We start from the raw sequence: 26,546 nt of genomic DNA, 5'->3' as shown, positions 1-26,546 counted from the left end.
TGCATTTTTGTGACACAGTCTGTCAATTGCAGATTGCGCTATTTGACAGGCTATTTTCTGTTCATTACTAATTTGCACACACGTGCAAATAAAACCTCTGTTAAGCACGGAACCCTGCCAACCAAGGAGAACATCATGCGCTACACCTCACTGGCCATCGCGCTGTCCCTCAGTTGCACCGCGCTGCCGTTTGCTGCGACGGCCGCTGGCAATCTCAATATGGTCTGCTCGGCGGACGTGGTGGTGTGCGAACATATGACGCGCATTTTCAGCCAGGCACATCCGGATATTAAAGTCAGCATGGTGCGCCTGTCAGCGGGTGAAGCCTATGCCCGCCTGCGCAGCGAAGCGCGTAACCCGCGCACCGACATCTGGTGGGCCGGTACCGGCGATCCGCATATGCAGGCGGCGGAAGAGGGGCTGACGCAGCCGTATAAATCGCCGCTGCTCGACCAGCAGCAGGACTGGGCGCAAAAGCAGGCGGAAAACTCAGGTTACCGCACGGTCGGGATTTATGCCGGTGCGCTCGGCTGGGGCTACAACACCAAACTGCTGGCGGATAAAAAGCTCAAAGCGCCAGCCTGCTGGGCTGACTTGCTCGATCCGGCCTTCAAAGGCGAAATTCAGATTGCCAATCCGAACTCGTCCGGCACCGCCTATAACACCCTGGCGACGCTGGTGCAGATCATGGGCGAGGACAAAGCGTTCGATTACCTGAAAAAGCTCAACGCCAACATTTCCCAGTACACCAAATCCGGCTCGGCGCCGGTGAAGGCAGCGGCGCGCGGCGAAACCACCGTGGGCATCGTATTTATGCACGACGCGGTGGCGATGGAAGTCGACGGCTTCCCGATCAAAACCGTCGCGCCCTGTGAAGGCACTGGCTATGAGATTGGCTCAATGTCGATCGTCAAAGGGGCACGCAATCTGGCCAATGCCAAAGTGTGGTACGACTGGGCGCTTAGCGCCGAAGCGCAGTCGCACATGAAAGAGGCCAAATCCTTCCAGCTGCCGTCAAACCGCAGTGCAGAGATCTCCGAATACGCGCCGCGCTTCGAGAACATCAAGCTGATCGATTATGACTTCAAAACCTACGGCGATTCCGCCAAACGTAAAGCGCTGCTGAGCCGCTGGGATAAAGAGATCGGCGCCAGCGCGCAGTAATGCCGCATCGCCGGACGCTGCCGCTGACGGCGGCTTGCCGGTTCCGACAGCGCTAAGGATGGCGCGATGATCCCGCATTGAGGTAACACATGAACGCAAATAATCGCCGTCTGACAGGCGCGCTGTTGCTGGGCGCCGTCGCGCTGTTGCTGCTGCCGTGGTACAGCCTGGAAGCAGGCTTTTTCGATAGCGGCTGGCTGCTTAACCTGTGGCGTGATGAAGCCAGCGCGCCGGCATTGTGGCAGATCGGCAGCCATCCATGGCTGGCGCTCGCCGTGGCGCTGCTGGCGCTGTGCGCCGCCTGCGGTTTACTGCCCGGCAGCGCACGCAGCCGGTTGCTGCTGCTGTTCAGCGCGCTGGGCGTGATCTTCCTGATTGTGGAAGGGCACGCGATTGGTTACAGCGGCTGGAGCTGGCTGTGGCTGGAAAATCGCTACGGCGCGCTGCCGCAGGGACAGCCAGCGATGGGCGCTGGCGCGCTCCTGCTGCTGACCGTGTTTTTGCTGCTGTTCTCGTTTGCGCTGGCCGAACGCGGCGTGCTGAAAGGCGATGCCTTTGTGGTGGCGTCGCTGGTGCTGCTGACTGCGCTGGTCAGCATCTTCGTACTCTATCCGGTGCTCAGCATGTTTGTGGTGTCGGTGCAGGACGTTGACGGCAGTTTCAAACCGGACGGTTTGATCAGCAATCTGCAGGATCCGTCAATCTGGAGCCTTGCCTGTCTGAAAGGCGGCACCTGCGGCACCGCGTGGCGCACGCTGTGGCTGGCGCTGATGACCGCCAGTGGTTCGACGCTGCTGGGTCTGGCCTTTGCCCTGGCGGCCACGCGCACGCCGCTGCCCTGCAAGAAAGCGCTGCGCATGCTGACCATTCTGCCAATCATCACGCCACCGTTCGTGATTGGTCTGGCGCTGATTTTGCTGTTCGGTCGCTCGGGCGTGGTGACGGAGCATCTGGCGGCGCTGTTTGGCATCGAGCCCGGCCGCTGGCTGTATGGCCTGACCGGTATCTGGATTGCCCAGGTGCTGTCGTTTACGCCGATTGCCTTTCTGGTGCTGATTGGCGTGGTGGAGGGCGTCAGTCCGTCGCTGGAAGAGGCGTCGCAAACGCTGCGCGCTAACCGCTGGCGCACCTTCAGCCGCGTTTCGCTGCCGCTGATGGCGCCGGGTCTGGCTAATGCCTTTTTGATCAGCTTCATCGAAAGCATGGCCGATTTTGGTAATCCGATGGTGCTGGGCGGCAGTCACGGCGTACTTTCGACCGAAATTTTCTTCTCGGTGGTAGGCGCGCAAAACGATCCGAGTCGCGCCGCGGTGCTGGCGATGATCCTGCTGTGCTTCACGCTGGCCGCCTTTGTGCTGCAGCGGCTGTGGCTGGGTGGCAAAAACTTCGCCACGGTGACCGGCAAGGGCGACGGCGGCAAACATGGTCAGCTGCCGCGTCTGCTGCGCTACGGCGTGTACGGCATGGTGATTCCGTGGGGTCTGTTTACCCTGGTGATCTACGGCATGATTGTGGTCGGCGGCTTTGTGCAGTCGTGGGGCCTGAACGATGCGCTGACCATCGAGCACTACGTGCGCGCTTTCCGCGTCAGCGTCAGTGACGGTCATCTGCTGTGGAGCGGTGTGGCGTGGAACTCGTTCTGGACCACGCTGGAAATAGCCCTGATTGCCGCACCACTCACCGCCGTGGTGGGCCTGCTGACCGCCTGGCTCATCGTGCGGCAGAAATTTGCCGGTCGTCAGACGTTTGAGTTCCTGCTGATGCTGAGCTTTGCCATTCCCGGCACGGTGATCGGCGTCAGTTATGTGATGGCCTATAACCTGCCGCCGCTGGAGATTACCGGCACGGCGATGATCCTGATTGCCTGCTTTGTGTTCCGCAATATGCCAGTCGGCGTGCGCGGCGGTATCGCGGCGATGAGCCAGCTGGATAAGAGCCTTGATGAAGCCTCACTGACGCTGGGCGCCAGCAGTTTCCGCACGCTGCGCAAAGTGGTGCTGCCACTGCTGAAACCGGCGATCAGCGCGGCGCTGGTTTATGCCTTTGTCCGCGCCATTACCTCGATCAGCGCGGTGATCTTCCTTGTCAGCGCCCAGTACAACATGGCGACGTCCTACATCGTCGGGCTGGTAGAGAATGGCGAATACGGCGTCGCCATTGCTTATTCGACAGTACTGATTGTGGTGATGCTGCTGATCATTGGCGTGTTCCAGTGGCTGGTGGGCGAACGTCGCCTGCGCCGCGTGGCGCGCCCGGTGGACGTCGCCGCACCACCTGCTTCCCCTTCGTTAACTCAGGAGAGTGCCGTATGACCGCGATTACTGCTGGTTCCGTGGTGTTTGAACACGTCGAAAAACGCTTTGCCGGTTTTACCGCGCTGCCGGATTTATCGCTGACGGTGGAGCCGGGTACGCTGGTGACGCTACTGGGGCCTTCCGGCTGCGGCAAAACCACCACGCTGCGCCTGCTGGCCGGCCTGGAGCATCCGACTTCGGGGCGCATTTTGATTGGTGGTAAAGACGTGACGCATCTGCCAGCCAACGAGCGCGACGTGGCGATGGTGTTTCAATCCTACGCGCTGTTTCCGCACATGAGTGCGCTCGACAACATTATGTACGGCCTGCAATCGTCCGGCATGAGCAAAAAGGAAGCGCAGGATCGTGCGCGCGAAGGGCTGAAACTGGTCGGGCTGGAGAGTCAGGGGCAGCGGCTGCCGTCCGAACTCTCCGGCGGGCAGCAGCAGCGCATTGCGGTGGCGCGCGCGCTGGTGCTGGAGCCGCAGGTACTGCTGCTGGATGAGCCGCTCTCTAATCTCGACGAGCGCCTGCGTCGCCGGGTGCGCACGGATATTCGTGATTTGCAGCAGCGGCTGGGCTTCACGGCGGTGTATGTCACGCACGACCAGGAAGAGGCGCTGGCGGTGTCGGATAAAATTATTGTCATGAAAGAGGGCGATATTGCTCAGCAGGGCGCGCCGGAAAGCCTGTATCACGCGCCCAATTCGGTGTTCATCGCTGACTTTATGGGCGAAGCCAATATTCTGCCGTGCGAAGTCGAACAGGTAGAAGGCAGCGAAGCGCTGGTGCGACTCGGCAGGCAGCGCTATCGCGTGCGCGGTAACGGCGTCGCGACCGGCTCCGCGCAGCTGTCGGTCAGACCGCAGTTCATTACCCTGCACAGCGGTGCTGAAGGCGCACTGCGCGGTGAGGTGACGCATGCCACCTGGCTGGGCGATCACATCGAATACGAGGTCAACACGGAACTGGGCTCGCTGTTTATCGTCGATGCGCAGATGGAGCAGCAGCTGCCGCTGGCCGCCCGGGTGGCGATTGATTTTAAACCTCAGGGTCTGGCCCTGATTGCCGGTTAATTTAAGGATAACGCATGAGTGATACGAAAAATGACGCGCTGCAATCGCGTCTGCTGCTGGCCGAACGCGTCGCGCGGGCGGGCGGGGAGAAGGCGCTGGCCTACTTCAATCAGCGTGACACGCTGGTGGTCGAAACCAAGCACGACCTGCAGGATGTGGTATCACGCGCTGACCGCGAGGTGGAACAGATGATCGACCAGCAGATTCGCGCCAGCTTCCCGGACGACGGTTTTCTTGGCGAGGAGTACGGCCTGCAGCCGGGCACGTCAGGCTATACCTGGGTGGTTGACCCGATTGACGGCACCAGCCCGTTCCTCAACGGTATGCCAAACTGGTGTGTTTCCGTTGCGGTGCTGCATGACGGCGTACCGGTGATTGGCGTGATCTTTGCGCCGACCTATCAGGAGTGCTACGTCGCCGCGCTCGGCCAGGGCGCAACGCTGAATGGCCGCCGTTTACAGGTAGATCCGTCACGTACGCTGCAAAATCACGTGACCGGCTTTGGCGCTAATAGCTATGTCAGCCCGGAAGAGGTGGGCCGCCTGCTGGCGTCGCTGCTGGCAGCGGGGGGCAACTTTATCCGTATCGGATCTGGTGCGCTGATGCTGGCGTGGGTGGCAGCCGGACGCGTGGTGGGCTATTTCGAACCCTACATGCACGCGTGGGATTGCCTGGCCGGTTACTGTCTGGTGAAAGAGGCCGGCGGCTGGTATCACCCATTTAACACCGAGGGCGATCGGCTGTTGAAAGGCGCGCAGGTGCTGGCGGTGGCGCCGGGTGCACAGGCGGAGCTAAGGCGGATTGCCGGCGTTTAAATGGTGCATTTCACGGCCGCGCGGCGTTTTCCAGGTCGCCATCCATGGCGACCTTACTACGCTTGCGCTGTCGTAACTGGATAATCACATGATTTCAAACGATTACGTGGTGACTTAAACCGCCACGAACTCGCGGTATCCCGACCAAATCACATACACCGCGAAATAACAGAAAATCAGCGCTGAGGCGAGATAGGAATATTTCAGCAGGCGCTCGCCTAATAGCTTTCCGCCCATGCTGCCGATCAGGCAGATCACACAGGTCCACACCACCCCGGCGAGGAAAAAACCGCTGAGAAACCATGAGGTTGCACCGGCATCGCTGTGGCCGATGCGGGCTATCAGCGCGCCGCCCACGCTGGCGAACCACAGAATCGCCGTCGGTGACGACATCGCCAGCACGATGCCGCGCCGAAATTCGCGCAGCAGTGAACGATAAGGCTGGGTTTCAGCCGTGGGAATGTCGATTTTTTTGGCCAGCGCGGCGTAAAGCATTTTAGCGGCAAACCACAGCAGCAAGATGCCGCCGCCAATCCATAGCAACCAGCGCACCGGCGTAAACTGCAGTACCACCGCCATGCCAGCCATCGCCAGCAAGGCGTAAATTAAATCGCCCACGCAGGTGCCCATGCCCAGCCAGAAACCGTGCAGATAACCGCGCTGCATCGCCAGCGTCAGCATGGCGATGTTGGCGAGTCCGATATCAAGACACAGCGATAAACTCAATAAAAAACCATTAGAAAACGGCAGCATAACGTCGTGACCATCCCTGAGTTCGGTAAAGGAAAGATTAAAGCATGCGTGCCGGGGCTTTTTACACTGCTTCCTGCCATCCATAACCAAACGCTATGACCTATTAGCAAAGGCACAATTAAATAAACCGATTTGTGAAGCCGATCGGCCTGCGCAGCTTTGCGCGCAGGGAATGCCACTATAGTCGTTAACGAGACGTTAACAACGTCCGTTTCAATACAAAAAAATCAACCTGGTTTGGGCGCAGGCCCGTGAAAATTCCGATTATGGTGGAAAGACAATGAGTGGATACCCAAAACCGGCAACTGGCGGTTTAGCAACAAACTTAACCGTGGCAATATCACTGGCTCTATTGACGCTGGCGGGGAGTGCTATGGCGCAGAACACGGAACATCATCAAACAGCATTAGTCGGCACCTGGACCAGTATTCCGGATGCCCCTGCGGTACAAAAGCCGGATCGACCCAGTGAAGGTTTGTATCGCATGCAGGTCAACAGCGACGGGACGCTCAAGCCGCTGGAGGTGATCAGGATGAAAAGCCCGTCGTGGATCGTTAAATCACGCGACGGGCGGTTTGCTTATACCACCAATGAGGAAAATGCCGGTGCCGTTACCGCGCTGGCGATCGATAAACAGGGCGCAGTGCAGGTGCTGAATCAGGTCGACAGCCACGGCGAGCAGCCGACGCACGCCACTCTCAGCCCGGACGGCAAATTCCTGTTTGTCGCCAACTATTCGGTGGCGAAAGGCGGAGCAGGGGTAACGGTGTTCCCGATTGCGTCGGACGGCAAGCTGGGCGAACAGGTCCAGCATTTCGCGTTCAGCGAAGGCAGCGGCGTGGTAAAAGATCGGCAGGATGGCGGCCATGCGCACTCCACCACCTTTACCCATGATGGCCGCTATCTGTATGCGGCCGATCTCGGTGACGATAAACTGCATGCCTATCGCTATCACGCGGATCGGCGGGAGCCGCTGCAGGCGGATTCCAGCCGTGATGTGAGCTTTGCGCCAGGTGCGGGTCCGCGCCATATGGTGTTCTCTACCGACGGTAAACACGCTTACGTGATTACTGAAATGGCGGGCGAAATCGTGGTGTTCCGCGTCACTGACGACCGGCTGGAACGGCAGGCACAGGTGGCGCTGAATACGCAAAACAGCAGCGCCGCCTACAAAAGCGGCGGAGGCATCATTCTCAGCCCGCAGGGTAAATTCCTGATTGCCGCTAACCGCGGATCTGACAATCATCTGCTGGTGTTTAAGATTGCCGCCGATGGCAGCCTGACAGATCCACAGCGCTATGCCGCCGACGGTATTGAGCCGCGCGCGCTGGCGTTTGATAACAGCGGTAAACACCTCTATGTCACCAACGTGTTTACCAACACCATTACGCTGTTTGATTTTGATGCGCACAGCGGCAAGCTGAGCGCGCGCGGTGTGGCGGCGAAGCTGGCAACGCCAACCGACATCAAATTCTTTAACTAGCTGCCCTTTCACTCATCCGGTGCGCGTGACGGCGCACCGTCTTCCGCCATAGCCGACAGCGCGCTTTCCAGCGAAGCCGGAAACATCTGGCCGTGACTGAGCCCGGGAAACAGCTGGAAGCGAGCCGCCAGGCCTTTTTCATGCATGCCGTCGAGAGTGGTGCGAATCCGGCTCAGCACATCGCTGACGCCGGGACGTGATTCGCCGTTGCCTTCCATCAGCACCAGCTGCTTCTGCTTAAACGATGCGGGCGTCACCGCCGCCATTTGCTGCAACAGCGTTGCGTCGCCGCGCAGGGAAGGACTGGCGGCAAAATAGCGCTGGAAAAATCCGGAGGTCAAGTAGCTGTCCAGCACAAACAGCCCGCCGTAAGAGTGGCCCCACAGCGCACGCTGCTGCGCATTGATCGGCAGATGCTGTTCGGCACGCGGCGCGATAGTCTGTTCCAGCAGCTGGCGGAATGCGGCACTGCCGCCGGCTGGCCGGCCGCGACGATCCTGCACCTGCTGCGGCGGGGTGTAATCCAGCGTGCGCGCAGCGAGATCGAACGGCAGCGGGGTCTGATAGCCTACCGCCACCAGCACCGGCGGGTTGCCAGCCGCCAGCTTCTGCAACAGTGCTTCGCTGAGATGGTTCATCACCGCGTTGCCATCCAGCATATACAGCGCCGCGTAACCGTTGGCCGGTGCCGGTTTACGTGGCACCGCCGTCCACACCTTGTAGTGGCGCTGGCCGTCAGCGGAATCAAACGTGTTAACAGTGAAGCGATACCAGGCAGAGCCTTTGTCGGCAATATTGGGTCCGAGCGGCGTCATATCAGGCCGGGCGAAACCGACAGCGGGGCTGAGCAGCAGGTTCAGCAGGGTGAACAGCGGAATGATAAAGCGATAAATCATGGCGCTTCCTTACTAGCTGGCGAGTCAATTACTTCCGTGTCACAGCGAAAGCGCCAGACAGATTAGTGATAATGATTATTAATTTCAACAACCATTTTGCACCGTCATGCGCCGTGCGGAAGTGTAAAGATTTCGTCAGGATCGCCGATAACGTAGCGGTATAATACCAGCGAGGATAGTCAGGATGATTAACGGTATCGGACCGGGTAGTTTCTCACCGCTCCATCTCAGCAGCGCCAGCGCACGCGTGACCAGCAGCACGGCAAGCAATGCGACCCGGCAAAATAGTCTGACGGCAGACGCCTCAGCGAAAGTCACCTTTAGCGAAGCCACCGACGCCATCTCTGCGGTGTACCAAATGACGCCGGCGCGCGTCACCGCCAGCACGCCTCTTTCGCCTGATATGCAGACGCAGGCGATGGGTGCGCTGCGCAGCTCGGGCGTCAGCATGAACGGTATTGGCAGCGCGCTGCTGAGCGCACTGACGCAGCAGCGTGACGATGTCACCATCAGCGTACCGGCCAGCGGCGGCGCGCAAACTGACACGCAGAGCGCGGTGGCACTGGAGATTACCACTCAGTCCGGCGTGAGCCTGACTCTGCAGATGACGCGGCAGCAGGATGGTGTAGCGGTGGCACTGAAAACCACTCACGGTAAGCTGAGCGATGACGAAGCTGCGGCAATTGCCAAACTTTCTGGCGCGCTGGAGAAAACCCTGAGCGGGCTGGATAACGGCAACGGTAAACTGGATGTCGGTGACCTGCTCAGTTTTGACAGTAACCAGCTGGCCAGCGTTGATCTGAAAACCGACCTGCGTCGCAGCGGCGAAGTGATGCAGTCGCTGAATCTGCATGCCGACCCGGGTTCACGCTGGCTGGGTTTCCATAATGCCGACGCCAGTTTCAAACTGACGACGGACATGCGCAGCCTGGCGCAGGCCAGCAACGCCGGTCAGCAGCAGAGCGCCCTGGCGCAGTGGAGCGCGAAATTTGATCAGGCCGCTTCGCGCGGTCACGGCGATCGCGCGGCGCTGGCACTGTTTAAGCAGGGTTTCGAGACCTTAAACAGCACCAGCGCGGCGGCCGGCGTGGCGATGCGCACCCCGCAGGCGATCACCGTAGGCGCGCATGCGGCGCAGGCCGGTGCCATCAGCGGCCTGGCGGATTTCTCGGCCAGCTATCACCAGACGGCGCGCTCCAGCAATCCGCTGAAGCCGGAAGAAGAAGATACTTTCGCTCTGGATGTGGCGCAGCGCAGCAGCCAGCAGAAGAACGGCGATACGCAGCGCATGACGCAGGAAACCCTGTTTAAGCTAAACGCCAGTTTTCATACCGCGCTAAGCGCCAGTTCGCCGCTGGCGCTCAATGAAACCAAAGAGTCACAAAACTATCACTACCACCAGATTCACGATGAAACGCGCAGCACCACTGAGGTGACGCAGGATGCGCAGGGTAACCTCACCGCCCGTTTCGCCCAGCAGCTGACGCAGCAGGAAACGGTGAAGACTTATCAGCTGGCGAAGCTGATCGACAGTACCAGCACACCGCACAGTGAGAAGAGTGAATCGACGCGCCACTATTCCCCGGCGATGTATCTGGCGCAGGCGTAATACCGGGATAACGTAATGCCCACTCTATTGCGCCAGCACATGGCGCAATAAAACAATAATGTCATTTATCACTATCGATAGCGGAATTAATACTTAAGATAATTCGCCCGTGTCACTCAGCGTAATAACCCTGCATCTCCGCGCCCGCTAACGCCTTCTTATCCCTGATAAATTCTTTATTCTCTTTCTGCATGCCGTTTGCCGGATATAGCATAACCGTGCTCTTTACCGCTGTTATTCCCGCTGATTATCATCGCGCTCAATCTGTTATTAAATTACGGCTCTCTGCCCTGGCAGAATGAGCCTGTGAATCACAGCAAAATAAAAAGTGAATCCAGCGATGACGCAAATCATGGCTCAACAACTTCAGCGCGCGGCGGTGATTACGTCTGACGCGGCGGCAATCGACGCCGCCCGCCACCTGGCGGAACAGGCGAAAGCCGGGGCAGCCGAACGCGACCAACAGCGTATCTATCCGCGTGAACTGCTCGATCAGTTCACCCAGCTGGGGCTGGGCAGTATCAGCGTGCCGCGCCAGTTTGGCGGCGGCGGTTTGTCTTTTGCTACCGTGGCGGAGGTATTCCGCCTGATCTCCGCCAGCGATCCGTCGCTTGGCCAGATTCCGCAAAACCATTTCGGGCTGATTCAGTTCATTCTCGGTGAAGGCAGCGCGCAACAGCAGCAGCGCCTGCTCAGCGCGGTGGCAGAGGGCCAGCGGCTCGGCAACGGCGGTCCGGAAAAGAACAGCAAACACACGCGTGATGTGCAGGCGCAGCTGGTGTCAGGCCCGGAGGGTTTACGGCTCAGCGGTGAAAAGTTCTATTCAACCGGTGCACTGTTTGCCGACATTCTGGTGACCACCGCGCAGCAGGAGGGCCAGCCGGTGATGGCGTTCATTCCGCTGCCGGCGGCAGGGGTGGAGATTATCGATGACTGGTCGGGTATCGGTCAGCGCACCACCGCCAGCGGCACGGTGAAGCTCCAGCAGGTGGCGGTCGATGCCGGTTTGACCATCGCGCTATCGTCCCCCGATAAGCCAACGCTGCGCGGTGCCGTATCGCAGCTGATCCAGGCCGCGATTGACGCTGGGATCGCCCAGGGCGCGCTGGATGAGGCGCTGGCGTTTATTCACAGCAGCTCGCGTCCGTGGGTGGACGCAGGCGTGAGCCGCAACGCAGACGATCCTTACATTCTTGCCGATGTCGGGCGTATCAGCACCGAACTGAGCGCCGCCAACGCGCTGCTGGTGCGTGCGGCGCGCGTACTGGACAGCATTGACCCGCACGCGCTTACCGCTGCGCACTGCGCACGCGCCTCCATCGCGGTTGCAGAAGCCAAAGTGCTGACCACCGAAATTGCGCTGAAAGCCAGTGAAAAGCTGCTGGAGTGGAGCGGCAGCCGCGGCACATTGCTGAAACACGGGCTGGACCGCCACTGGCGCAACGCGCGCACCCATACGCTGCACGATCCGGTGCGCTGGAAAACGCACGCCATCGGCAACTATTACCTCAATGATGTTCTGCCCGCGCGTCATGCGTGGATTTAAGGAGCGATGATGACGCAGGTTTTCGCTAAACAGCCGGCAGCACGTATCCGCAGTGCGCAGCAGGCCCTGCAGGTGGCAGAGGAGCTGGCTGAACGCTTTCGCAGCGGCGCAGCGCAGCGCGATCGGCAGCGTGAGCTGCCACATGCTGAAATTCAGCACTATTTCCAGTCCGGCTTAGGCACCATTACCGTGCCGCGTGCGTGGGGCGGCATTGAGATTTCCAGCGCAGAACTGGCGCAGATTTTTGTCATTCTCAGCGCTGCCGATGCATCAATCGGTCAGGTGCCACAAAACCACTTCTACGCGCTGGAAGTGCTGCGCGTTAACGGCAGCGACGCCCAGCAGCAGCGGCTGTACAACGAAGTGCTGGCGGGCGTTCACTATGGCAACGCGCTGGCGGAGTTCGGCTCTGCGGCGGCGCATCAGCGCACCACCGCCTTTAGCCAGACCGCCAGCGGGCTGCGCCTCAACGGCGACAAATTTTACTGCACCGGGGCGCTGTTTGCCGACCGCATCCCGACGCTGGCCATCGCCGATGACGGCAAAGAACAGCTGGTGTTTGTACCGCGCCATCAGCCGGGTGTGACGGTGATTGATGACTGGAGCGGTTTCGGCCAGCGCACCACCGGCAGCGGCAGCGTGCAGTTTCGTGATGTGGCGATCGCGCCGGACGATGTGGTGCCGTTTCACAGCGCGTTTGAGCGGCCGACCACCGTCGGACCGTTTGCCCAGATTATGCATGCGGCTATCGACCAGGGCATTGCCCGCGCGGCCTTCAACGACATGCTGGCTTTTGTGCAGCAACGTGCGCGGCCGTGGCCGGACAGCGGCGTCGAGCGAGCCTGTGACGATCCGCTGACGCTGGATCGCACCGGGCGGCTCGCCGCACGACTCAGCGCCGGTGATGCGTTGCTGGATGTCGCCGGAGAGGCGGTCGATGTCGCCCAACGCAACCCGAGCGCTGAACACGTCGCGCTGGCATCGGTTGAAGTGGCGAAAGCGCGTGCCTGGACCACTGAGGTGGCGCTGGAAGCCGGCAACCTGCTGTTTGAGCTGGGCGGATCGCGCGCCAGCCTGCGCGAGCACAACCTCGATCGCCACTGGCGCAACGCGCGTACCCACACGCTGCATGACCCGGTACGCTGGAAATATCCGGTCATCGGCAACTATCTGCTTAACGGCGTGCTGCCGCCGCGACGGGGAACGCTATGAGCCGCAAACAGATTCTGCTCAATGCTTTTAACATGAACTGCGTGGGGCATATTCACCATGGCATGTGGACCCATCCGCAGGACCGCTCAGTGGAGTTCAATTCGCTGGCGTACTGGCTGGATTTAGCGCGTCTGCTGGAGCGCGGCCTGTTCGACGGACTGTTCATTGCCGATATTCTCGGCGTTTACGATGTGTATCAGCAGGGTATCGGCCTGACGGCGCGCGAGTCCATTCAGCTGCCGGTGAACGATCCGCTGATGCTGATTTCCGGCATGGCCAGCGTGACGCAGCACCTGGGCTTTGGCGTGACCGCCAATCTGAGCTACGAAGCCCCTTATCCTTTTGCCCGCCGCCTGTCGACGCTCGACCATCTGACCAACGGCCGCATCGGCTGGAACATCGTGACCGGCTATCTCGACAGCGCGGCGCGCGCCATGGGGCAGCAGCAACTGCTGGCGCACGATCGGCGCTACGACCAGGCCGATGAATTTCTCGATGTCACTTATCAGCTGTGGGAAGGCAGCTGGCAGGACGATGCGTTGCTGGTCGACAAACAGCGCCGGCTGTATGCCGACGCGCAGAAGATTCACGCGATCAATCATCAGGGTGAATTTTATCAGGTGCAGGGCTATCACCTGAGCAGCCCTTCGCCGCAGCGCACGCCGCTGCTGTTCCAGGCAGGCTCATCCGCACGCGGCGTGGCGTTTGCTGCGCGGCACGCCGAATGCAGTTTCGTGAATGCCAGCTCGCCGGCGGCGCTGCGCGAGCAGGCGCAGCGTCTGCGCCACGCGGCGGTGGCGGCGGGTCGTCAGGCGGACGACTTACGCATCTTTATGGGCGTCAGCGTGATCGTCGCTGCCAGCGAACGCGAAGCGCAGGAGAAGCACCGCAGCTATCTGGAATTCGCCAGTGCTGAAGCCGGCATTGCGCACTTCTCCAGCTCAATTGGCGTCGATCTCGCTGCGTTTGGCCTCGATGAACCGATTCACAGCGGCGACACGCGCGCCATTGAATCGGTGAGCAAAGCCTATAACGGCTGGACGCGTCGCCAGCTGCTGGAGCAGCACGCGCTCGGCAGCCGCTATCCGGTGATTGTCGGCAACCCGTCTCAGGTCGCCGACCAGTTGATCCGCTGGATTGATGAAGGCGACATCGACGGCTTCAATCTGACGCGCATCCTGAATCCGCAAAGCTACCGCGATTTTATTGAACTGGTGGTGCCGGAACTTCAGCAGCGCGGCCGCTTTAAAACCGCTTATCAGCCGGGATCGCTCCGGCAAAAAATTTTTCAGCAGCAGGATCGTCTGCCCTCGCGCCACCCGGCCGCGCGCTGGCGGCCTGCGGCTGACGTTCGTTAATTTAACCTCAGGGAGTCAGGATGAAATTTGCCTCATTAGTGGTGCTGAGCGCCGCAATATTAACCGCCAGCGCGTTTGCCGCCGGTGACTACAGCGGCGCCCTCAAAGTCGGTACCACGGCGGCTTTCTCGCCGCCGCTGGAAACCGCCGTGGCTGAAGCGAAAAAGCAGGGACTGCAGGTGGAGCTGGTGGAGTTCACCGACTGGACTGCGCCGAACGTGAGCGTGGAAAATGGCGACATTGACGTCAACCTGTTCCAGCACAAGCCGTTTCTTGACAATGCCAACCGCGAGGGCGGTTTCCATCTGGTGCCGTATGCGCCCGCCATCATCAATAACATCGGGCTCTATTCGAAGAAGCATACGGCAATCGATCAGATTCCGGACGGCGGCACGGTGGCGATTGCCAATGACCCGATTAACGGTGCGCGCGGATTGCTGCTGTTGCAAAAAGCGCAGCTGATTACGTTAAAACCGGGCAGCGGGCTGAAATCCACCGTGGATGATATCGCCAGCAATCCCAAACACCTGAAAATCATCGAAGTGGAGGCGGTGCAGCTGTCGCGCTCGCTGGATGAGGTCGACCTGGCGCAGGGATATCCGCACTATCTGCGTTTGTCGAAGACCATCGACCCCAACAAGGCCCTGTTATTTGATGGCCTTGAGCATCCGGAATATGTGATTCAGTTCGTGATTCGTGACGGACATCAGGACGATCCGCGTCTCAAAAAGTTTGTAGATATCTATCAGCACTCGCCGGTGGTGCGCGCGAAGCTGGATGAGTTCTACGGCAAGCTGTATCAGCCGGGCTGGAGCCAGTAATTATGGTCAGCCTGACTCTTCCTGGCGAGCAGGCGGCGCTGCACACCACGACGCCGGTCGCGGGCCGTGCGCATGTGCAGATCCGCGGGCTGAGCAAACGCTATGACGGCCAGTCGCAGGATGCGCTGAAGCACATCGACCTGCAGGTTAAACGCGGCGAGATTTTTGGCATCATTGGCCGCAGCGGCGCGGGCAAATCGACGCTGATCCGCTGTCTGAACCGGCTGGAAAATCCGACGCAGGGTGCGGTGGTGATTGATGGTATCGATCTCAGTTCACTGAGCGCCAGCCAGCTGGTGCAGTGGCGGCGTCGCACCGGCATGATTTTCCAGCACTTCAATTTACTGTCCGCTAAAACGGTGCGGCAAAACATTGAGCTGCCGATGAAGGTGGCCGGCATACCGGCGGCGCAACGGCGGCAAAAAGTGGATGAGCTGCTGGCGCTGGTTGGGCTGGAGGCGCGCCAGCATGCCTGGCCGGCGCAACTCTCCGGCGGGCAGAAGCAGCGCGTCGGCATTGCGCGCGCGCTGGTGCACGATCCGGAACTGCTGCTGTGCGACGAGGCAACCTCGGCGCTGGATCCGGAAACCACGCGCGCCATCCTCGCGCTGCTGAAAAAAATCAATCAGCAGCGTTATATCACTATTGTGCTGATCACCCATGAGATGGACGTGGTGCACGATCTGTGTCACCAGGTGGCGGTGATCGATCAGGGTGAAATCATTGAGCGCGGTCCGGTGTGGCAGGTGTACAGCGATCCGCAGCATGAGACGACGCGGCAGTTGCTTAATCCGCAATTCGGCGCGCTGCCGGAGGCCATCCAGCCGCTGCTGACGCCGCAACGTCAGGACGTGGACTCGCGTTTGCTGCTGCGGCTGCGCTACAGCGGGCAGGGCGCGCAGCCGGATCTGGCGGCGATCAGCGCACAGGTCAGCGGCGAGCTGACGCTACTGTATAGCGCGGTTGAATGGGTCGATCGCAAACCCACCGGCCAGCTGTTGCTGCTGCTGGATGCCCGGCACGACGCGCCGGCAGCCCTTACCGCGCTTCATCCGCTGGCGGACCAACTGGAGGTTGCAGGTTATGTCACTGGCTATTGATCGTTTATGGCAGGGGTTGCTGGATACGCTGCTGATGGTCGGCGTGTCGTCGTTGCTGGCACTGCTGATCGGTTTACCGATGGCGGTGATTCTGGTGGTGACCGGGCGCGGCGATCTGTTCCCCAATCCGCTGCTCAACCGGCTGCTGGGCTGGCTGGTGAACCTGTTCCGCTCGATTCCATTTTTGATTCTGATGGTGGCGCTGATCCCGTTTACCCGCTGGATTGTCGGCACCACCTACGGCGTCTGGGCGGCCGTGGTGCCGCTGACGCTGGCGGCGACGCCGTTTTTTGCCCGCATCGCGGAGGTGAGTCTGCGCGAAGTGGATAAAGGGCTGACGGAAGCGGCGCAGGCGATGGGCTTTCAGCGCTGGCATATTGTCTGGCACGTGCTGCTGCCGGAAGCGCGGCCTGGCATCGTCAGCGGTTTTACCATTACGCTGGTGACGATGATTAATGCCTCGGCGATGGCCGGTGCGATTGGCGCCGGCGGGCTGGGCGATCTGGCTTATCGTTACGGCTACCAGCGTTTTGATATGCAGGTCATGCTCACGGTGATCGTGGTGCTGGTGGCACTGGTCACGCTGCTGCAGCTGTGTGGCGACCGGCTGTCGCGCCGGCTGAACCATCGCTAAAAACGTTTCACCTGATCTGCAGGCCGTCAAGTGCCGCCAGCAGCGCGTCGACCTTCGGCAGTAGCTGTTTGCGCCGTGGCCAAATCACCGACAGCGGCAGACCGTCCGGCTGCTGCTGCGGCACAATCACTTCCAGCGCGCCGCTCGCCAGCGCGTCACGCACCAGCCATGAAGGCATCTGCGCCACCCCGAGTCCAGCGCATAGCGCCTGCATTTGTGCATCCACGTCGCCCAGCGCCATGCGAGACGGCACCTGACGCCAGTGCGGATGTCCATCCTCCGTGGTGAACAGCCACGGCTTGGTGCTGCCGTCAACGCGCTCGTACAGAATCGCCCGATGCTGCAGCAACTCGCTCTCGCTGGTCGGTCTGCCTGCGCGCGCCAGGTAGTCCGGCGCGGCGCAAAACACCATACGCTCGCGGCCCATCGGCCGGCAGCCGAGCGAGGCGGGCAGATCCGGCGAACCGCCGATGCGCACCGCGACATCAATGCCCTCATCAAACAGATCAATAAAGCGGTCGGAAAAGGTCAGGCTGAGTTCCACATCCGGATGCTGCTGACAGAACGGAATCAGCAGCGGCATCACGCCGAGCCGGCCATAGGTATTCGGCACTGCCAGCCGCAATCGCCCGGAAGGAATGGTGCGCTGCGCCGCCAGTACCGCTTCGGCTTCCGCCAGCTCCTCCATAATGCGCAGGCAGGTCTGGTAATAGGCGCTGCCGGCGTCGGTGAGCGTCAGGCTGCGGGTGGTACGCTCCAGCAGGCGTGAGCCGAGCCGCGCTTCCAGCCGCGTCACGCTTTTGCTGATGGCGGAACCGGTCAGGTGCAGACGCTCAGCGGCAGCGGCAAAACTGCCGCTTTCGACACTGGCGACAAAAGGAACGATGTCTTTCAGACGCTGATCGTGCATTTATTAGTGAATCCAGTTCAGGAATGATGTGAATTAATGCCACGGCTAAGAATTTATTTCTCTATTACGCTAAGGATAACTGCAACAGAGGAGATTCGACATGCAAAAACAGGCGTTAATCGTGGGGATCAGCGGGGTTATCGGTCGTGCGCTGGCGGAAAGGCTGCAAAGCGAGGGCTGGCAGGTAACCGGTTTGTCGCGCGGACGCGGTGCTATTCCCGAGGGCTGCCGCAGTCTGACGGCCGATCTGACCGATGCAGATGCGGTGCGTAATGCGCTGGCGCAGGAAAAACCGGATGCGCTTTTCTTTAGCGTCTGGTCACGCCAGGCGAATGAAAAAGAAAACATCCGCGTTAACGGCGGCATGGTGCATAACGTCATTGCCGCGCTCGGCGAGCGGCTGAACGGCGCACATGTGGCACTGGTGACCGGGCTGAAGCACTACCTCGGTCCGTTCGAAGCGTATGGCAAAGGTGCGGTGCCGGTGACGCCGTTCCGCGAAGAGCAGGGACGTCAGCCAGTCGATAACTTTTACTATGCGCAGGAAGACGAAGTGTTTGCCGGCGCAGAGCAATATGGCTACAGCTGGAGCGTGCACCGTCCGCACACCATCATCGGTTATGCATTGGGTAACGCCATGAACATGGGGCAGACGCTGGCCGTTTACGCCACGCTGTGCCGTGAAAAAGGCTGGCCGTTCATCTTTCCCGGCTCGCCGCAGCAGTGGAACGGTCTGGCCGATGTCACCGAAGCCGGTTTACTGGCGGAACAGCTGCTGTGGGCGACCCGTGCTGAAGGGGCTGCCAATCAGGATTTCAACGCGGTGAACGGCGATGTCTTCCGCTGGAACTGGCTGTGGCCGCGTCTGGCAGACTATTTCGGTATTGAAGCTGCAGACTATCCGGCGCAGATGATGCCGCTGGAAGGACGCATGCAGGAAGCCGCAGCGGCCTGGCGTGAGATCGCTGCGCGCTATCAACTGCGTGAAGCGGACATCGATAAACTGGCGTCGTGGTGGCACACCGATGCGGATTTGGGCCGGCCGATGGAGGCGTTTACCGATATGAGCAAGAGCCGTAAAGCCGGCTTTACCGGCTATCGCGCCACGCTGGATTCCTTCACCCAGCTGTTCGACCGGCTGCGTGCGGAGCGCATCATTCCCTGATAACATTACTGGCCGGCGTCGTCAGGCGATCTGCACCCAGCGCCGGCCAAGCAATACGGTCAGCACGATGATGCTCACAATGGCCGCCAGGTGCTGCAGCAAATCCAGTGCATGCAGGTGCACCGGATGACAGAACGCCAGCAGGCTCACCGCCATGCAGGCGACGCCCAGGCCCGCCATGGCCAGACTGCGGGCCGGATAGAGCGCCCGCGTCCGGCGCAGACTGATGATGGTCAGCAGCAGCATCGGCAGACTCACCACCAGCAGGAAAACAAAGCACGGCAGCGTGTCGTGCTGCTGCAGCGGCGTGGCCGTTTGCAGCAGACTGCTGGCGCTCAATCCCAGCCACAGCAGGCCCGGCGGCAACAGCAGCTTTGCGCTGATGCCGCGCCGCCCTGCAATGCTGAGTTCAAAGGCGCTGCGCATCGCCAGCAGCCCGAGGATAAACGCAAGCATCAGTTGCAGCGCGGCCTGCATCGCGCCGGCCTGCGACCAGTCGGTCAGAGTGCGCGGCACCAGCAAACTGGTCGCGATGCCGGCCGGTAGCGCCAGCGCCAGCCAGCCCAGCACGCGTTTTCCGGTCGCCGGCGGGCGTTTCACCGGGCGCAGATCGCGCCCCAGTTTTTCAATCAGCAAATGATGATCAGTCATGGTTTGCTCCAAAGCGGCGCAGATTGGTGAGCGCGCGGTGCAACAGCGATTTCACCGCCGACACGCTCAGATTATGGTGTGCCGCCGCCTCGTTCAGGCTCATTTCATGCAAATGAACATGCTCAACGATCTCACGCTGACGCAGCGGCAGCTGGCTGAGATAGCCCGCCAGCTCCTGCCGGGTGTCCAGCTGCTGCTGTTCTGCTGTGCTGGCGGGATCGGCGGCCTGAGCGTCGTCAAGCGCGCAGTGCTGCTGGCGGCTGCGGCGGCGCAGGGCATCAACGGCGCGCGCCGAGACTATCGCCGTCAGCCAGGGCAGAAAAGGGTAAGCGGGATCGTAGGTATGGCGCACGCGATGCAGCGTGAGCAGCACATCCTGAATCACATCTTCCGTTAAGGCTTCATCGCTCAGCCTGCGCCGCACCTGCGCGCGTATCACCGGCACCAGCGCCCGCAGCAGCCGGGTATAGGCACACTGATCCCCGGCCTGCGCGCGTTCCATAAGTTCGGGCCAGTTTTCACGTGCGCTATCGCCTGTGTGCATACGCTGCCTTGTTGCCGTTACGTCTTTTTCGCTGCCGCCTGGTTTAACGCATCCACTACGATGCCGGGTGTCAGCACCTGCGGCAGCACTTTCGGTGGTCCGCCATCAGCCGGATACACCAGGTACATCGGTAAACCGCCCTGACCGAACTCACTCATCACGTCATCAACGTCCGGGTTAAATTTAGTCGAGTCTGCCACCATGTACAGCGTACCGGTTTTCGCCAGTGCGGTTTTCACCGCCTGGGTCGACAGCGAGGTCTTCTCGTTCACCTGACAGGTGATGCACCATGATGCGGTAAAATCGACAAAAATCGGTTTGCCATGCCCGCGCTGAGCGGCCACCGCCTGCGGCGTCCACGTCTGTTTGCTGACCTGCGCCTGTATATCGCCTTGCAGCGCCGCGCCTGGCTTGATCAGCCCCGGCAGCGGCGCGATCACCGCAATCAGCAATATCGCCGTGACGCTGAACAGCGCTTTGTGCCCTTTTCCGGCAAAGCGGCGCTGCTGCGCCATGCCATACAGCCAGCCGGCAAACGCCAGCACCACCGAGGCGGCCAGCACAACAGCCAGCGCGCTGCTGCCCGCCTGCTGGGCCAGAATCCACACCAGCCAGGCCCAGGCACCGAGCATGGGAAAGGCCAGCCCGCGCTTAAGGATATCCATCCAGACGCCAGGACGCGGTAAAAATCGCGCCAGCGGTGGGAACAGCGACAGCAGGGTAAACGGCGCGGCAAAGCCGAGCGCCAGCGCAAAGAAAATGACCAGCGCAACCGCAGGGGGCTGCACCAGCGCGTAGCCGATGGCGCTGGCCATAAAGGGCGCGGCACAGGGCGTGGCTACGATGATCGCCAGTGCCCCGGTCAGCGCGGAACGCAAAAAAGCGCCGCGCTGGATGTCGATGGCCCCGACGCGCTGCACCGTCAGCCCCACCTCAAAGACGCCAAGCAGGTTAAGCGCGGCAGCGAGAATCACCAGCGACAGCAGGGCGATCACCAGCGGTGACTGCAGCTGAAAGCCCCAGCCGACCGCGGCGCCACCCGCGCGTGCGGCCAGCAGAATGCCTGCCAGCGCCATCATGGTCACCAGCACGCCGAGCAGGAATCCCAGGCCTTCACGGCGCGCGCTGGCAGCCTGGCTTTGATGGCGCAGAAGGCCAAGCGCTTTCAGCGAAATCACCGGAAAGACGCACGGCATGAGGTTGAGGATGATGCCGCCCAAAAAGGCGGCCAGCATCGCGGTTAACATGGCTGGCCTCTCACTTACTGCGCTTGCGGATGCGCAGCGTCATACTCTTTCACCGCCGCCAGCGCTTTTTCGATGTGGGTATCCGGGTTTCTGTCGGTATAGCTCAGCAGAATATTGCCGTTGGGGGCAATCACATAAGAGGTGCGGTCAGACAGCGTTTTGCCTTTTATCTGCATCAGCGTTTTATAATCGGCGGCCACTTTGGCGCCCGGATCGGCAGCCACGGCGAATTTGTCACGGCACTCCAGCTTAGAAAAATCGCTGATCTGCTCGGTGTTACCGGCAGTGACGCCAATCACCGTGGCGCCCATTTTTTTGAAATCATCCGTGGCTTCGGCGAAGTCGTGCGCCTCAATGGTACAACCCGCGCTGAAGGCCGCCGGGAAGAAGTAGAGCACCACCGGCCCTTTTTGCAGCGCCTGCTGCAGCGAGAAAGTGAGCGGCTTACCGGCCAGCGCGCCCTGAAGTTCAAAGTCAGGTGCTTTGGCCCCGACGGGCAGCGCCGCGCTGGCAGCAAAGGCGGCGAGGCTCAGCGTGGTGCCGAGGGTGAGGGTAGCGATGAGATGCCTGATAGTTGTCATGATCTGCTCCTGCGGTGAAAGAGGTCCGGTTAGGGGTGTTCAGTCAGACAGTTCGCCGCAGTCGGTAAAAAGTTGCGCGGCGGGCAAAAAAAAGCAGGGCAGATCCCTTTTTCCCGTCTCGTTTATTTATTCTTTGCGTGAAATCCTTACAATGATCGCCTGATGTTTTTTAGGTTTTGGATATGTCTTCAACGTCTTGCGATAAACAGAACAGTGAAACCCAGCAGCTGCTGGCCTCCCTTGAACAGCACATTGCCGAGCCGCCACCCCGGGTGCAGCCGGTGCCGGAAGATTTCTGGCAGCAACTGGAGACGCTGACCCACGGCGACGACGCCTGACTCAGTTGCGCGGCTGTATACCGTGGCACACCATGCTGAGGGTGTGCTGCAGAATCATTTCGGTATCAAAGCCCGGCTCGTGGGCAAAGCGCGTAAAGGGCACCAGCACCATGCTGAGAATTGAGGTCATCAGCACATCGACATTCAGCTGGTTATTCAGTAATCCCTGCTGCTGCCACTGAATCAGCAGCGCGCGAATCCGTTCGCGTCCGGCATGACCGTGACGCTGTTTCAGCGTGCCGCCCAGCCCCTGACCACTGGCGACTTCCTGCAGCCACAGCGGTGCGAACCAGTCATGACTCAGCACGATATCCGCGAACTCTTTAATAAATCCGGTGATCGCAGCGACAGGTTCACTACTCTCTTCGACAAAATGCGCTTCCAGCCGTTGCCGTAACGGCACAAAGCGTTCCGCGACCACGGTATCCAGCAGTGACTCGCGCGACTGAAAATAGTAATTCAGCATGGCCGGGCTGACGCCGGCTTTACGGGCTATGGCGTTGAGCGAGGTTTCCGCGATGCCGTTTTGCGCATACAGCGCGAGCGTGATGTCCAGCAGATGCTCGCGCTGCTGGGCATTGATTGCGCCGCCGCGTGGACGGCCCGGCCGGCGGGGTTTATCAGAAGGCGCTGTCTCGCTCTCCATCACTTTTTGTGCGGTCATCTTTACGTACTCACGGGTTTCGTGTCAGACTTCGGTTAATATTAATTGTGTATTTAATTAATTTCAAACGGTGTCGTTATGAAACCTCAATCTATCACATCGCAGCGCGACAGCGGGGCAACCCGCCCGCCTTCCATTCGCCTGCTGATGGGCGCGCTGATGCTGGTGATGCTGCTGTCCGCGCTTGATCAGACCATTGTCTCAACCGCGCTGCCGACTATCGTCGGCGAACTGGGCGGGCTGGATCGCCTGTCGTGGATCGTCACTGCTTACATGCTGGCTTCAACCCTGGTTGTGCCGCTATACGGCAAATTTGGCGATCTGTTTGGCCGCCGAACGGTGCTGCAAATCTCGGTGGTGCTGTTTTTACTGGGCTCGGCGCTGTGCGGGCTGGCGCAAAACATGCCGCAGCTGATCTTTACCCGTGCGCTGCAGGGACTGGGCGGCGGCGGATTAATGGTGGTGAGCATGGCGGCGGTCGCGGATGTCATTCCGCCCGCCGATCGCGGCCGGTACCAGGGCCTGTTTGGTGGCGTGTTTGGTCTGGCGACGGTGATTGGGCCGCTGCTGGGCGGTTTTATCGTGCAGCACATGTCCTGGCGCTGGATTTTCTACATTAATCTGCCGCTCGGCCTGCTGGCTCTGCTGATCATTAATGCGGTGTTTAAAGCGGATAGCCGACGCAAACCCCATGAAATCGATTATCCGGGTGCGGTGTTTCTCAGCCTGGCGCTGGTGGGCGTGACGCTGTTTACCAGTGAAGGCGGCACGCTGCGCGAATGGTCAGATCCCCAGCTATGGTGCATTCTGGCCATGGGGCTGGTTGGCGTGTTGGGGTTTATTTATGAGGAGCGACGCGCATGGGAACCGATCATTCCACTCGATCTGTTCCGCAATCGCAGTTTTTCCCTCGCCAGTCTGATGGCGTTTATTATCGGCATGGCGCTGTTTGGCAGCGTGACGTTTTTGCCGCTTTATCTGCAGGTGGTAAAAAACGCCACGCCCACCGAGGCCGGACTACAGCTGTTACCGCTGATGGGCGGGCTGCTGGTCACCTCGATCATTAGTGGTCGCATGATTAGCCGCAGCGGGAAATACCGTTTGTTCCCCATCGCCGGGACGCTACTGGCCACAACCGGGATGGCGCTGATGACCACGCTGACGCTGGATGCGCCGCTCTGGCACATTTATCTGTTCTCCAGCGTGCTCGGCATGGGAATGGGCATGACTATGCAGGTGCTGGTGCTGGCGGTGCAAAATGCGGTGACGCCCGATCGCATCGGCGTAGCGACCTCATCGGTTACGCTGTTTCGCTCGGTGGGCGGTTCGATCGGCGTTGCGCTGTTTGGCGCTGTGTTCAGTCACGTGCTGAAATCCGGAGCGACCCGACTGATAGAGCAGGGTAATGTGCTGCCGCCTTCGCTGGATCCGGTCGCCGTGAACCATTTGCCTGCAGCGCTGCGTCAGGCTTATTTGCTGGTGTTCAGCGATGCAGTGCATGCCGCATTTCAGATGGCCGCCGGCGTTATGCTGCTGGCGTTTATACTGTCGCTGCTGCTGCCGGAGTCGCCGCTGCGCGATAACGTGCGCAAATAAGCTTTCCGGTTATTTCGCAGCAGGTCCGTCGGTCAGGCTGCGGAATAAAATTTAAACGCAATTTGCCGGATAAATATGCGCTGTCGGCGCAAAGCAGCAAAAGATATAGATTTTTATCCTAAATACATAGCGTTACCTTTCTGTAAACTTAGGTAAAAATAGTGAAGACAGCGAGAATTCGGGCGGAGACGCTTTATTTCTGCAACTTCTTTACGGTATAAATCTGCTATCCCTGTTATCCACTGTGAAACGTCACCCTATGATTGCTACTGCGGCCCGCAACCTGATTGCCTGCCTGATGTTATTAACCCTGGCTGGCTGCTCGTCTCACTCCTCGCCAGCACCGGAGCAGGAAAGTGTTGATACCTCGCAGGACGGTGGTAAACAGCCCGATTTAATTCCGGTAATAGCCGCTTTGCACGATCAAATGCATTCGTGGGAAGGCACCAAATATCAGTGGGGCGGAACGCAATTATCCGGCGTTGACTGTTCCGGATTTGTCTGGCGCACCTTAAAAGATCGTTTCAATATTCCCATGGATCGCGTCACAACGCGTGAATTGATCGCCATGGGTAAGCCGGTCGATCAGGCGCATTTACAGCCTGGCGACCTAGTGTTCTTCCGCATTAAGCATGAACTGCACGTCGGCTTTTACGACACCGATCGCCAGTTCCTGCACGCATCAGTCAGCCAGGGCGTGATGCGCTCGTCACTGAATAATCCGTACTGGAAATCGGTATATTTAGAAGCCAGAAGACTCCCGCGCGAGCAAAATTCGCAGATCAGTTTCAATTATAAAAATAAAGTCTGAAGTCAGACATCCCTCCACAAAGCCGCGGCGCGAGGTTTTCGCGCCCGTGCTCAGACCCATCCCACCGTCAATCAATCGTCTCCTGTTTCAGTGATAATTCGCCTTCAACATGATGGCTGCTTTAACGCTCTGTGCCGCTTTATGGGCATCGAAATACATTCAACCTGTTGATTATAAATAAATAATTTAAATATCACGCGTTAACAATTAGTGCGATCATAGTATTCGCACTAATTATCAATTTTGTAATAGTAATCATGGTTATTATTATCTCCATCGAAGGCGCAGCGCCTTCTCATCAAACGCTAAGGAATATGACCATGAAAGCTATCAAAACACTGACCATTGCCGCCGCCGCCGCGCTTTCCCTGATGTCTGCTGCCAGCTTCGCGCAAACCGTTTCAGCCACCTCCACCACACTGGATGGTGCCGAAGCGAAAATTGCCGCTCAGGCTCAGCAGCAGGGTGCGCAATATAAAATTCTGGAAGCCAGCACCAACAACCTGGTGCATATGACCGCCGAACTTTACAAATAACGGATGGTTGCACAGGGATGTGCCAGAACGGGTCGCCTGACGGGCGGCCTTTTTTGTCGTGCAGTCAGGCTCGCAGCGTATCAATCATTCTGGCGATATTGCTGAATTTGCAGCGCAGACTGTCTGGCAGGAGAACGCAATATGCTGAACAACGTGGATATCAACCGGCAGGCGCTGGCTTTTGCAGATGCATTACGCACGCAACGCCATGCTCACGTTCCGGTGATTCGTTTTGCCCACTGGCCGCAATTTATCGCGACGGTGCGCGCTGAGCTGGCGCAACCGGGCGATCATAAATAATTAGCACGATCACGATAACCGCGCTAATTATCAATTGTAGTATAGTAACCTGGGTTATTATTAGTTCCATCGAAGGCACACAGCCTTCAGACACAACCATTAAGGAATAAGACCATGAAAACCATTAAAGCTATGTCAATCGCCGCTGTTGCCGCTCTTTCACTGATGTCAGCTGCCAGCTTTGCCCAGAGCGTAACCGTGACTTCCTCTACACTGGACGGTGCAGAAGCTAAAATCGCCGCGCAGGCGCAAGAGCAGGGCGCTCAGTATAAAATTACTGAAGCCAACACCAACAACCGCGTGCACATGACGGCTGAACTGTATAACTAAGTTCAGACTGGTTCACTGCGTTAAGGCCGCCTTCGGGCGGCTTTGCTGTTTCCGGAAGGCTTGAAACGAACAAAAGCAGCAGGCTGGCGTTCGAAATTTGACCAATCCTGCT

The 26,546-nt window shown here is 59.5% G+C and carries 27 protein-coding genes; 19 read left to right on the top strand and 8 right to left on the bottom strand.

Translation table 11 applies throughout. The annotated features are described in order from the left end of the window. Positions 1-135 precede the first annotated feature (135 nt). From C1Y42_RS10620 to C1Y42_RS10605, 4 genes are all read left to right on the top strand, one after another. On the top strand, positions 136-1,164 hold the full coding sequence (locus tag C1Y42_RS10620) for an ABC transporter substrate-binding protein (RefSeq protein ID WP_058759035.1): 1,029 nt from the start codon (positions 136-138) through the stop codon (positions 1,162-1,164). An 89-nt stretch (positions 1,165-1,253) separates the two neighbouring features. Continuing rightward, positions 1,254-3,476, top strand: a complete 2,223-nt coding sequence (locus tag C1Y42_RS10615; protein WP_058770306.1) for an iron ABC transporter permease — start codon at positions 1,254-1,256, stop codon at positions 3,474-3,476. Beyond that, positions 3,473-4,534 carry an ABC transporter ATP-binding protein gene (locus C1Y42_RS10610; RefSeq protein ID WP_021508950.1) on the top strand — a complete coding sequence of 354 codons (1,062 nt, stop codon included), beginning with the start codon at positions 3,473-3,475 and terminating at the stop codon, positions 4,532-4,534. The genes C1Y42_RS10615 and C1Y42_RS10610 overlap by 4 nt, the downstream gene beginning before the upstream one ends. Positions 4,535-4,548: 14 nt before the next feature. Beyond that, positions 4,549-5,349 (top strand): inositol monophosphatase, encoded by an 801-nt coding sequence (locus C1Y42_RS10605; protein WP_021508951.1) that lies wholly within the window; start codon positions 4,549-4,551, stop codon positions 5,347-5,349. 114 nt (positions 5,350-5,463) lie between these two features. Here C1Y42_RS10605 and C1Y42_RS10600 read toward each other — a convergent pair whose 3' ends face one another. Continuing rightward, the gene (locus tag C1Y42_RS10600) at positions 5,464-6,102 is read right to left on the bottom strand and encodes a LysE family translocator (protein WP_058770305.1); all 639 of its coding nucleotides are present in this window, start codon (positions 6,100-6,102) and stop codon (positions 5,464-5,466) included. Positions 6,103-6,475: 373 nt separating this feature from the next. On the opposite strand from C1Y42_RS10600, the gene C1Y42_RS10595 reads away from it, so the two are divergent. Then, positions 6,476-7,585, top strand: a complete 1,110-nt coding sequence (locus C1Y42_RS10595) for a lactonase family protein (RefSeq protein ID WP_104093394.1) — start codon at positions 6,476-6,478, stop codon at positions 7,583-7,585. Positions 7,586-7,593: 8 nt separating this feature from the next. Here the strand turns inward: C1Y42_RS10595 and C1Y42_RS10590 are convergent, their stop codons facing one another. After that, complete coding sequence (locus tag C1Y42_RS10590; RefSeq protein ID WP_199188976.1) at positions 7,594-8,481, bottom strand: alpha/beta hydrolase; 888 nt, start codon at positions 8,479-8,481, stop codon at positions 7,594-7,596. A 184-nt stretch (positions 8,482-8,665) separates the two neighbouring features. Between C1Y42_RS10590 and C1Y42_RS10585 the strand changes: the two genes are divergently transcribed. From C1Y42_RS10585 to C1Y42_RS10555, 7 genes are all read left to right on the top strand, one after another. Beyond that, entirely contained in the window at positions 8,666-10,090 is a 1,425-nt protein-coding gene (locus tag C1Y42_RS10585) for a hypothetical protein (protein ID WP_104093393.1), read from the top strand. 352 nt (positions 10,091-10,442) lie between these two features. Next, entirely contained in the window at positions 10,443-11,636 is a 1,194-nt protein-coding gene (locus C1Y42_RS10580) for an SfnB family sulfur acquisition oxidoreductase (RefSeq protein WP_370445687.1), read from the top strand. 9 nt (positions 11,637-11,645) lie between these two features. Next, complete coding sequence (locus C1Y42_RS10575; RefSeq protein ID WP_104093391.1) at positions 11,646-12,848, top strand: SfnB family sulfur acquisition oxidoreductase; 1,203 nt, start codon at positions 11,646-11,648, stop codon at positions 12,846-12,848. Beyond that, positions 12,845-14,206, top strand: a complete 1,362-nt coding sequence (locus tag C1Y42_RS10570; protein WP_104093390.1) for an LLM class flavin-dependent oxidoreductase — start codon at positions 12,845-12,847, stop codon at positions 14,204-14,206. The genes C1Y42_RS10575 and C1Y42_RS10570 overlap by 4 nt, the downstream gene beginning before the upstream one ends. A gap of 20 nt (positions 14,207-14,226) precedes the next feature. Then, positions 14,227-15,027 carry a MetQ/NlpA family ABC transporter substrate-binding protein gene (locus tag C1Y42_RS10565; protein ID WP_104093389.1) on the top strand — a complete coding sequence of 267 codons (801 nt, stop codon included), beginning with the start codon at positions 14,227-14,229 and terminating at the stop codon, positions 15,025-15,027. A gap of 2 nt (positions 15,028-15,029) precedes the next feature. After that, positions 15,030-16,127: a methionine ABC transporter ATP-binding protein gene (locus tag C1Y42_RS10560; RefSeq protein WP_104093388.1), complete on the top strand. Its 1,098-nt coding sequence runs from the start codon at positions 15,030-15,032 to the stop codon at positions 16,125-16,127. Beyond that, positions 16,111-16,761 (top strand): methionine ABC transporter permease, encoded by a 651-nt coding sequence (locus tag C1Y42_RS10555; RefSeq protein ID WP_021508962.1) that lies wholly within the window; start codon positions 16,111-16,113, stop codon positions 16,759-16,761. Before C1Y42_RS10560 ends, C1Y42_RS10555 begins: the two co-directional genes overlap by 17 nt. 7 nt (positions 16,762-16,768) lie before the next feature. On the opposite strand, the gene C1Y42_RS10550 is transcribed toward C1Y42_RS10555, so the two are convergent. Then, complete coding sequence (locus C1Y42_RS10550) at positions 16,769-17,671, bottom strand: LysR family transcriptional regulator (protein WP_104093387.1); 903 nt, start codon at positions 17,669-17,671, stop codon at positions 16,769-16,771. 100 nt (positions 17,672-17,771) lie between these two features. Here C1Y42_RS10550 and C1Y42_RS10545 point away from each other — a divergent pair, with 100 nt between their 5' ends. Next, on the top strand, positions 17,772-18,836 hold the full coding sequence (locus tag C1Y42_RS10545) for an SDR family oxidoreductase (RefSeq protein WP_104093386.1): 1,065 nt from the start codon (positions 17,772-17,774) through the stop codon (positions 18,834-18,836). A 21-nt stretch (positions 18,837-18,857) separates the two neighbouring features. On the opposite strand, the gene C1Y42_RS10540 is transcribed toward C1Y42_RS10545, so the two are convergent. From C1Y42_RS10540 to C1Y42_RS10525, 4 genes are read right to left on the bottom strand one after another with little or no spacing between them, the layout of a single operon-like run. Beyond that, a complete protein-coding gene (locus C1Y42_RS10540; protein WP_104093385.1) occupies positions 18,858-19,487 on the bottom strand; it encodes an NrsF family protein in 630 nt (209 codons plus the stop codon). Next, the gene (locus C1Y42_RS10535; RefSeq protein WP_104093384.1) at positions 19,480-20,031 is read right to left on the bottom strand and encodes a sigma-70 family RNA polymerase sigma factor; all 552 of its coding nucleotides are present in this window, start codon (positions 20,029-20,031) and stop codon (positions 19,480-19,482) included. Before C1Y42_RS10535 ends, C1Y42_RS10540 begins: the two co-directional genes overlap by 8 nt. A 17-nt stretch (positions 20,032-20,048) precedes the next feature. Further along, positions 20,049-21,278 (bottom strand): protein-disulfide reductase DsbD, encoded by a 1,230-nt coding sequence (locus C1Y42_RS10530; RefSeq protein WP_104093383.1) that lies wholly within the window; start codon positions 21,276-21,278, stop codon positions 20,049-20,051. Between the two features lie 14 nt (positions 21,279-21,292). Beyond that, positions 21,293-21,859: a peroxiredoxin gene (locus tag C1Y42_RS10525; RefSeq protein ID WP_104093382.1), complete on the bottom strand. Its 567-nt coding sequence runs from the start codon at positions 21,857-21,859 to the stop codon at positions 21,293-21,295. 182 nt (positions 21,860-22,041) lie between these two features. Between C1Y42_RS10525 and C1Y42_RS23570 the strand changes: the two genes are divergently transcribed. Next, positions 22,042-22,197 (top strand): hypothetical protein, encoded by a 156-nt coding sequence (locus tag C1Y42_RS23570; RefSeq protein ID WP_021508969.1) that lies wholly within the window; start codon positions 22,042-22,044, stop codon positions 22,195-22,197. Between the two features lies 1 nt (position 22,198). On the opposite strand, the gene C1Y42_RS10520 is transcribed toward C1Y42_RS23570, so the two are convergent. Continuing rightward, positions 22,199-22,861 carry a TetR/AcrR family transcriptional regulator gene (locus C1Y42_RS10520; RefSeq protein WP_104093381.1) on the bottom strand — a complete coding sequence of 221 codons (663 nt, stop codon included), beginning with the start codon at positions 22,859-22,861 and terminating at the stop codon, positions 22,199-22,201. A gap of 78 nt (positions 22,862-22,939) precedes the next feature. Here C1Y42_RS10520 and C1Y42_RS10515 point away from each other — a divergent pair, with 78 nt between their 5' ends. The 5 genes from C1Y42_RS10515 (at position 22,940) to C1Y42_RS10500 (ending at position 26,434) form a co-directional block, all read left to right on the top strand. Continuing rightward, positions 22,940-24,457: an MDR family MFS transporter gene (locus C1Y42_RS10515; RefSeq protein WP_104093380.1), complete on the top strand. Its 1,518-nt coding sequence runs from the start codon at positions 22,940-22,942 to the stop codon at positions 24,455-24,457. A 259-nt stretch (positions 24,458-24,716) separates the two neighbouring features. Next, positions 24,717-25,268: a C40 family peptidase gene (locus C1Y42_RS10510; RefSeq protein WP_021508972.1), complete on the top strand. Its 552-nt coding sequence runs from the start codon at positions 24,717-24,719 to the stop codon at positions 25,266-25,268. A gap of 320 nt (positions 25,269-25,588) precedes the next feature. Then, positions 25,589-25,804 carry a YdgH/BhsA/McbA-like domain containing protein gene (locus tag C1Y42_RS10505; RefSeq protein WP_059009207.1) on the top strand — a complete coding sequence of 72 codons (216 nt, stop codon included), beginning with the start codon at positions 25,589-25,591 and terminating at the stop codon, positions 25,802-25,804. 141 nt (positions 25,805-25,945) lie between these two features. After that, the gene (locus C1Y42_RS23740; protein WP_193752260.1) at positions 25,946-26,104 is read left to right on the top strand and encodes a hypothetical protein; all 159 of its coding nucleotides are present in this window, start codon (positions 25,946-25,948) and stop codon (positions 26,102-26,104) included. A 114-nt stretch (positions 26,105-26,218) separates the two neighbouring features. After that, entirely contained in the window at positions 26,219-26,434 is a 216-nt protein-coding gene (locus tag C1Y42_RS10500) for a YdgH/BhsA/McbA-like domain containing protein (RefSeq protein WP_058770290.1), read from the top strand. Positions 26,435-26,546: the final 112 nt, after the last annotated feature.

Origin of the sequence: Pantoea sp. ICBG 985 (assembly GCF_002928365.1) — a bacterium.
Classification (GTDB): domain Bacteria; phylum Pseudomonadota; class Gammaproteobacteria; order Enterobacterales; family Enterobacteriaceae; genus Pantoea; species Pantoea dispersa.
Note: the sequence above shows the minus strand (reverse complement) of the source record. Positions and strands in the feature narration are given on the sequence as shown.

Excerpts from the sequence above, each read along its gene's own strand:
- C1Y42_RS10600 (WP_058770305.1), bottom strand. The coding sequence starts at position 6,102 with ATGCTGCCGTTTTCTAATGGTTTTTTATTGAGTTTATCGCTGTGTCTT.
- C1Y42_RS10565 (WP_104093389.1), top strand. The coding sequence starts at position 14,227 with ATGAAATTTGCCTCATTAGTGGTGCTGAGCGCCGCAATATTAACCGCC.
- C1Y42_RS10530 (WP_104093383.1), bottom strand. The coding sequence starts at position 21,278 with ATGTTAACCGCGATGCTGGCCGCCTTTTTGGGCGGCATCATCCTCAAC.
- C1Y42_RS10610 (WP_021508950.1), top strand. The coding sequence starts at position 3,473 with ATGACCGCGATTACTGCTGGTTCCGTGGTGTTTGAACACGTCGAAAAA.
- C1Y42_RS10590 (WP_199188976.1), bottom strand. The coding sequence starts at position 8,481 with ATGATTTATCGCTTTATCATTCCGCTGTTCACCCTGCTGAACCTGCTG.
- C1Y42_RS10560 (WP_104093388.1), top strand. The coding sequence starts at position 15,030 with ATGGTCAGCCTGACTCTTCCTGGCGAGCAGGCGGCGCTGCACACCACG.
- C1Y42_RS10555 (WP_021508962.1), top strand. The coding sequence starts at position 16,111 with ATGTCACTGGCTATTGATCGTTTATGGCAGGGGTTGCTGGATACGCTG.
- C1Y42_RS10550 (WP_104093387.1), bottom strand. The coding sequence starts at position 17,671 with ATGCACGATCAGCGTCTGAAAGACATCGTTCCTTTTGTCGCCAGTGTC.
- C1Y42_RS10520 (WP_104093381.1), bottom strand. The coding sequence starts at position 22,861 with ATGACCGCACAAAAAGTGATGGAGAGCGAGACAGCGCCTTCTGATAAA.
- C1Y42_RS10525 (WP_104093382.1), bottom strand. The coding sequence starts at position 21,859 with ATGACAACTATCAGGCATCTCATCGCTACCCTCACCCTCGGCACCACG.
- C1Y42_RS10505 (WP_059009207.1), top strand. The coding sequence starts at position 25,589 with ATGAAAGCTATCAAAACACTGACCATTGCCGCCGCCGCCGCGCTTTCC.
- C1Y42_RS10510 (WP_021508972.1), top strand. The coding sequence starts at position 24,717 with ATGATTGCTACTGCGGCCCGCAACCTGATTGCCTGCCTGATGTTATTA.
- C1Y42_RS10620 (WP_058759035.1), top strand. The coding sequence starts at position 136 with ATGCGCTACACCTCACTGGCCATCGCGCTGTCCCTCAGTTGCACCGCG.
- C1Y42_RS10615 (WP_058770306.1), top strand. The coding sequence starts at position 1,254 with ATGAACGCAAATAATCGCCGTCTGACAGGCGCGCTGTTGCTGGGCGCC.
- C1Y42_RS10515 (WP_104093380.1), top strand. The coding sequence starts at position 22,940 with ATGAAACCTCAATCTATCACATCGCAGCGCGACAGCGGGGCAACCCGC.
- C1Y42_RS23570 (WP_021508969.1), top strand. The coding sequence starts at position 22,042 with ATGTCTTCAACGTCTTGCGATAAACAGAACAGTGAAACCCAGCAGCTG.
- C1Y42_RS10575 (WP_104093391.1), top strand. The coding sequence starts at position 11,646 with ATGACGCAGGTTTTCGCTAAACAGCCGGCAGCACGTATCCGCAGTGCG.
- C1Y42_RS10540 (WP_104093385.1), bottom strand. The coding sequence starts at position 19,487 with ATGACTGATCATCATTTGCTGATTGAAAAACTGGGGCGCGATCTGCGC.
- C1Y42_RS10535 (WP_104093384.1), bottom strand. The coding sequence starts at position 20,031 with ATGCACACAGGCGATAGCGCACGTGAAAACTGGCCCGAACTTATGGAA.
- C1Y42_RS10585 (WP_104093393.1), top strand. The coding sequence starts at position 8,666 with ATGATTAACGGTATCGGACCGGGTAGTTTCTCACCGCTCCATCTCAGC.
- C1Y42_RS23740 (WP_193752260.1), top strand. The coding sequence starts at position 25,946 with ATGCTGAACAACGTGGATATCAACCGGCAGGCGCTGGCTTTTGCAGAT.
- C1Y42_RS10500 (WP_058770290.1), top strand. The coding sequence starts at position 26,219 with ATGAAAACCATTAAAGCTATGTCAATCGCCGCTGTTGCCGCTCTTTCA.
- C1Y42_RS10570 (WP_104093390.1), top strand. The coding sequence starts at position 12,845 with ATGAGCCGCAAACAGATTCTGCTCAATGCTTTTAACATGAACTGCGTG.
- C1Y42_RS10605 (WP_021508951.1), top strand. The coding sequence starts at position 4,549 with ATGAGTGATACGAAAAATGACGCGCTGCAATCGCGTCTGCTGCTGGCC.
- C1Y42_RS10580 (WP_370445687.1), top strand. The coding sequence starts at position 10,443 with ATGGCTCAACAACTTCAGCGCGCGGCGGTGATTACGTCTGACGCGGCG.
- C1Y42_RS10595 (WP_104093394.1), top strand. The coding sequence starts at position 6,476 with ATGGCGCAGAACACGGAACATCATCAAACAGCATTAGTCGGCACCTGG.
- C1Y42_RS10545 (WP_104093386.1), top strand. The coding sequence starts at position 17,772 with ATGCAAAAACAGGCGTTAATCGTGGGGATCAGCGGGGTTATCGGTCGT.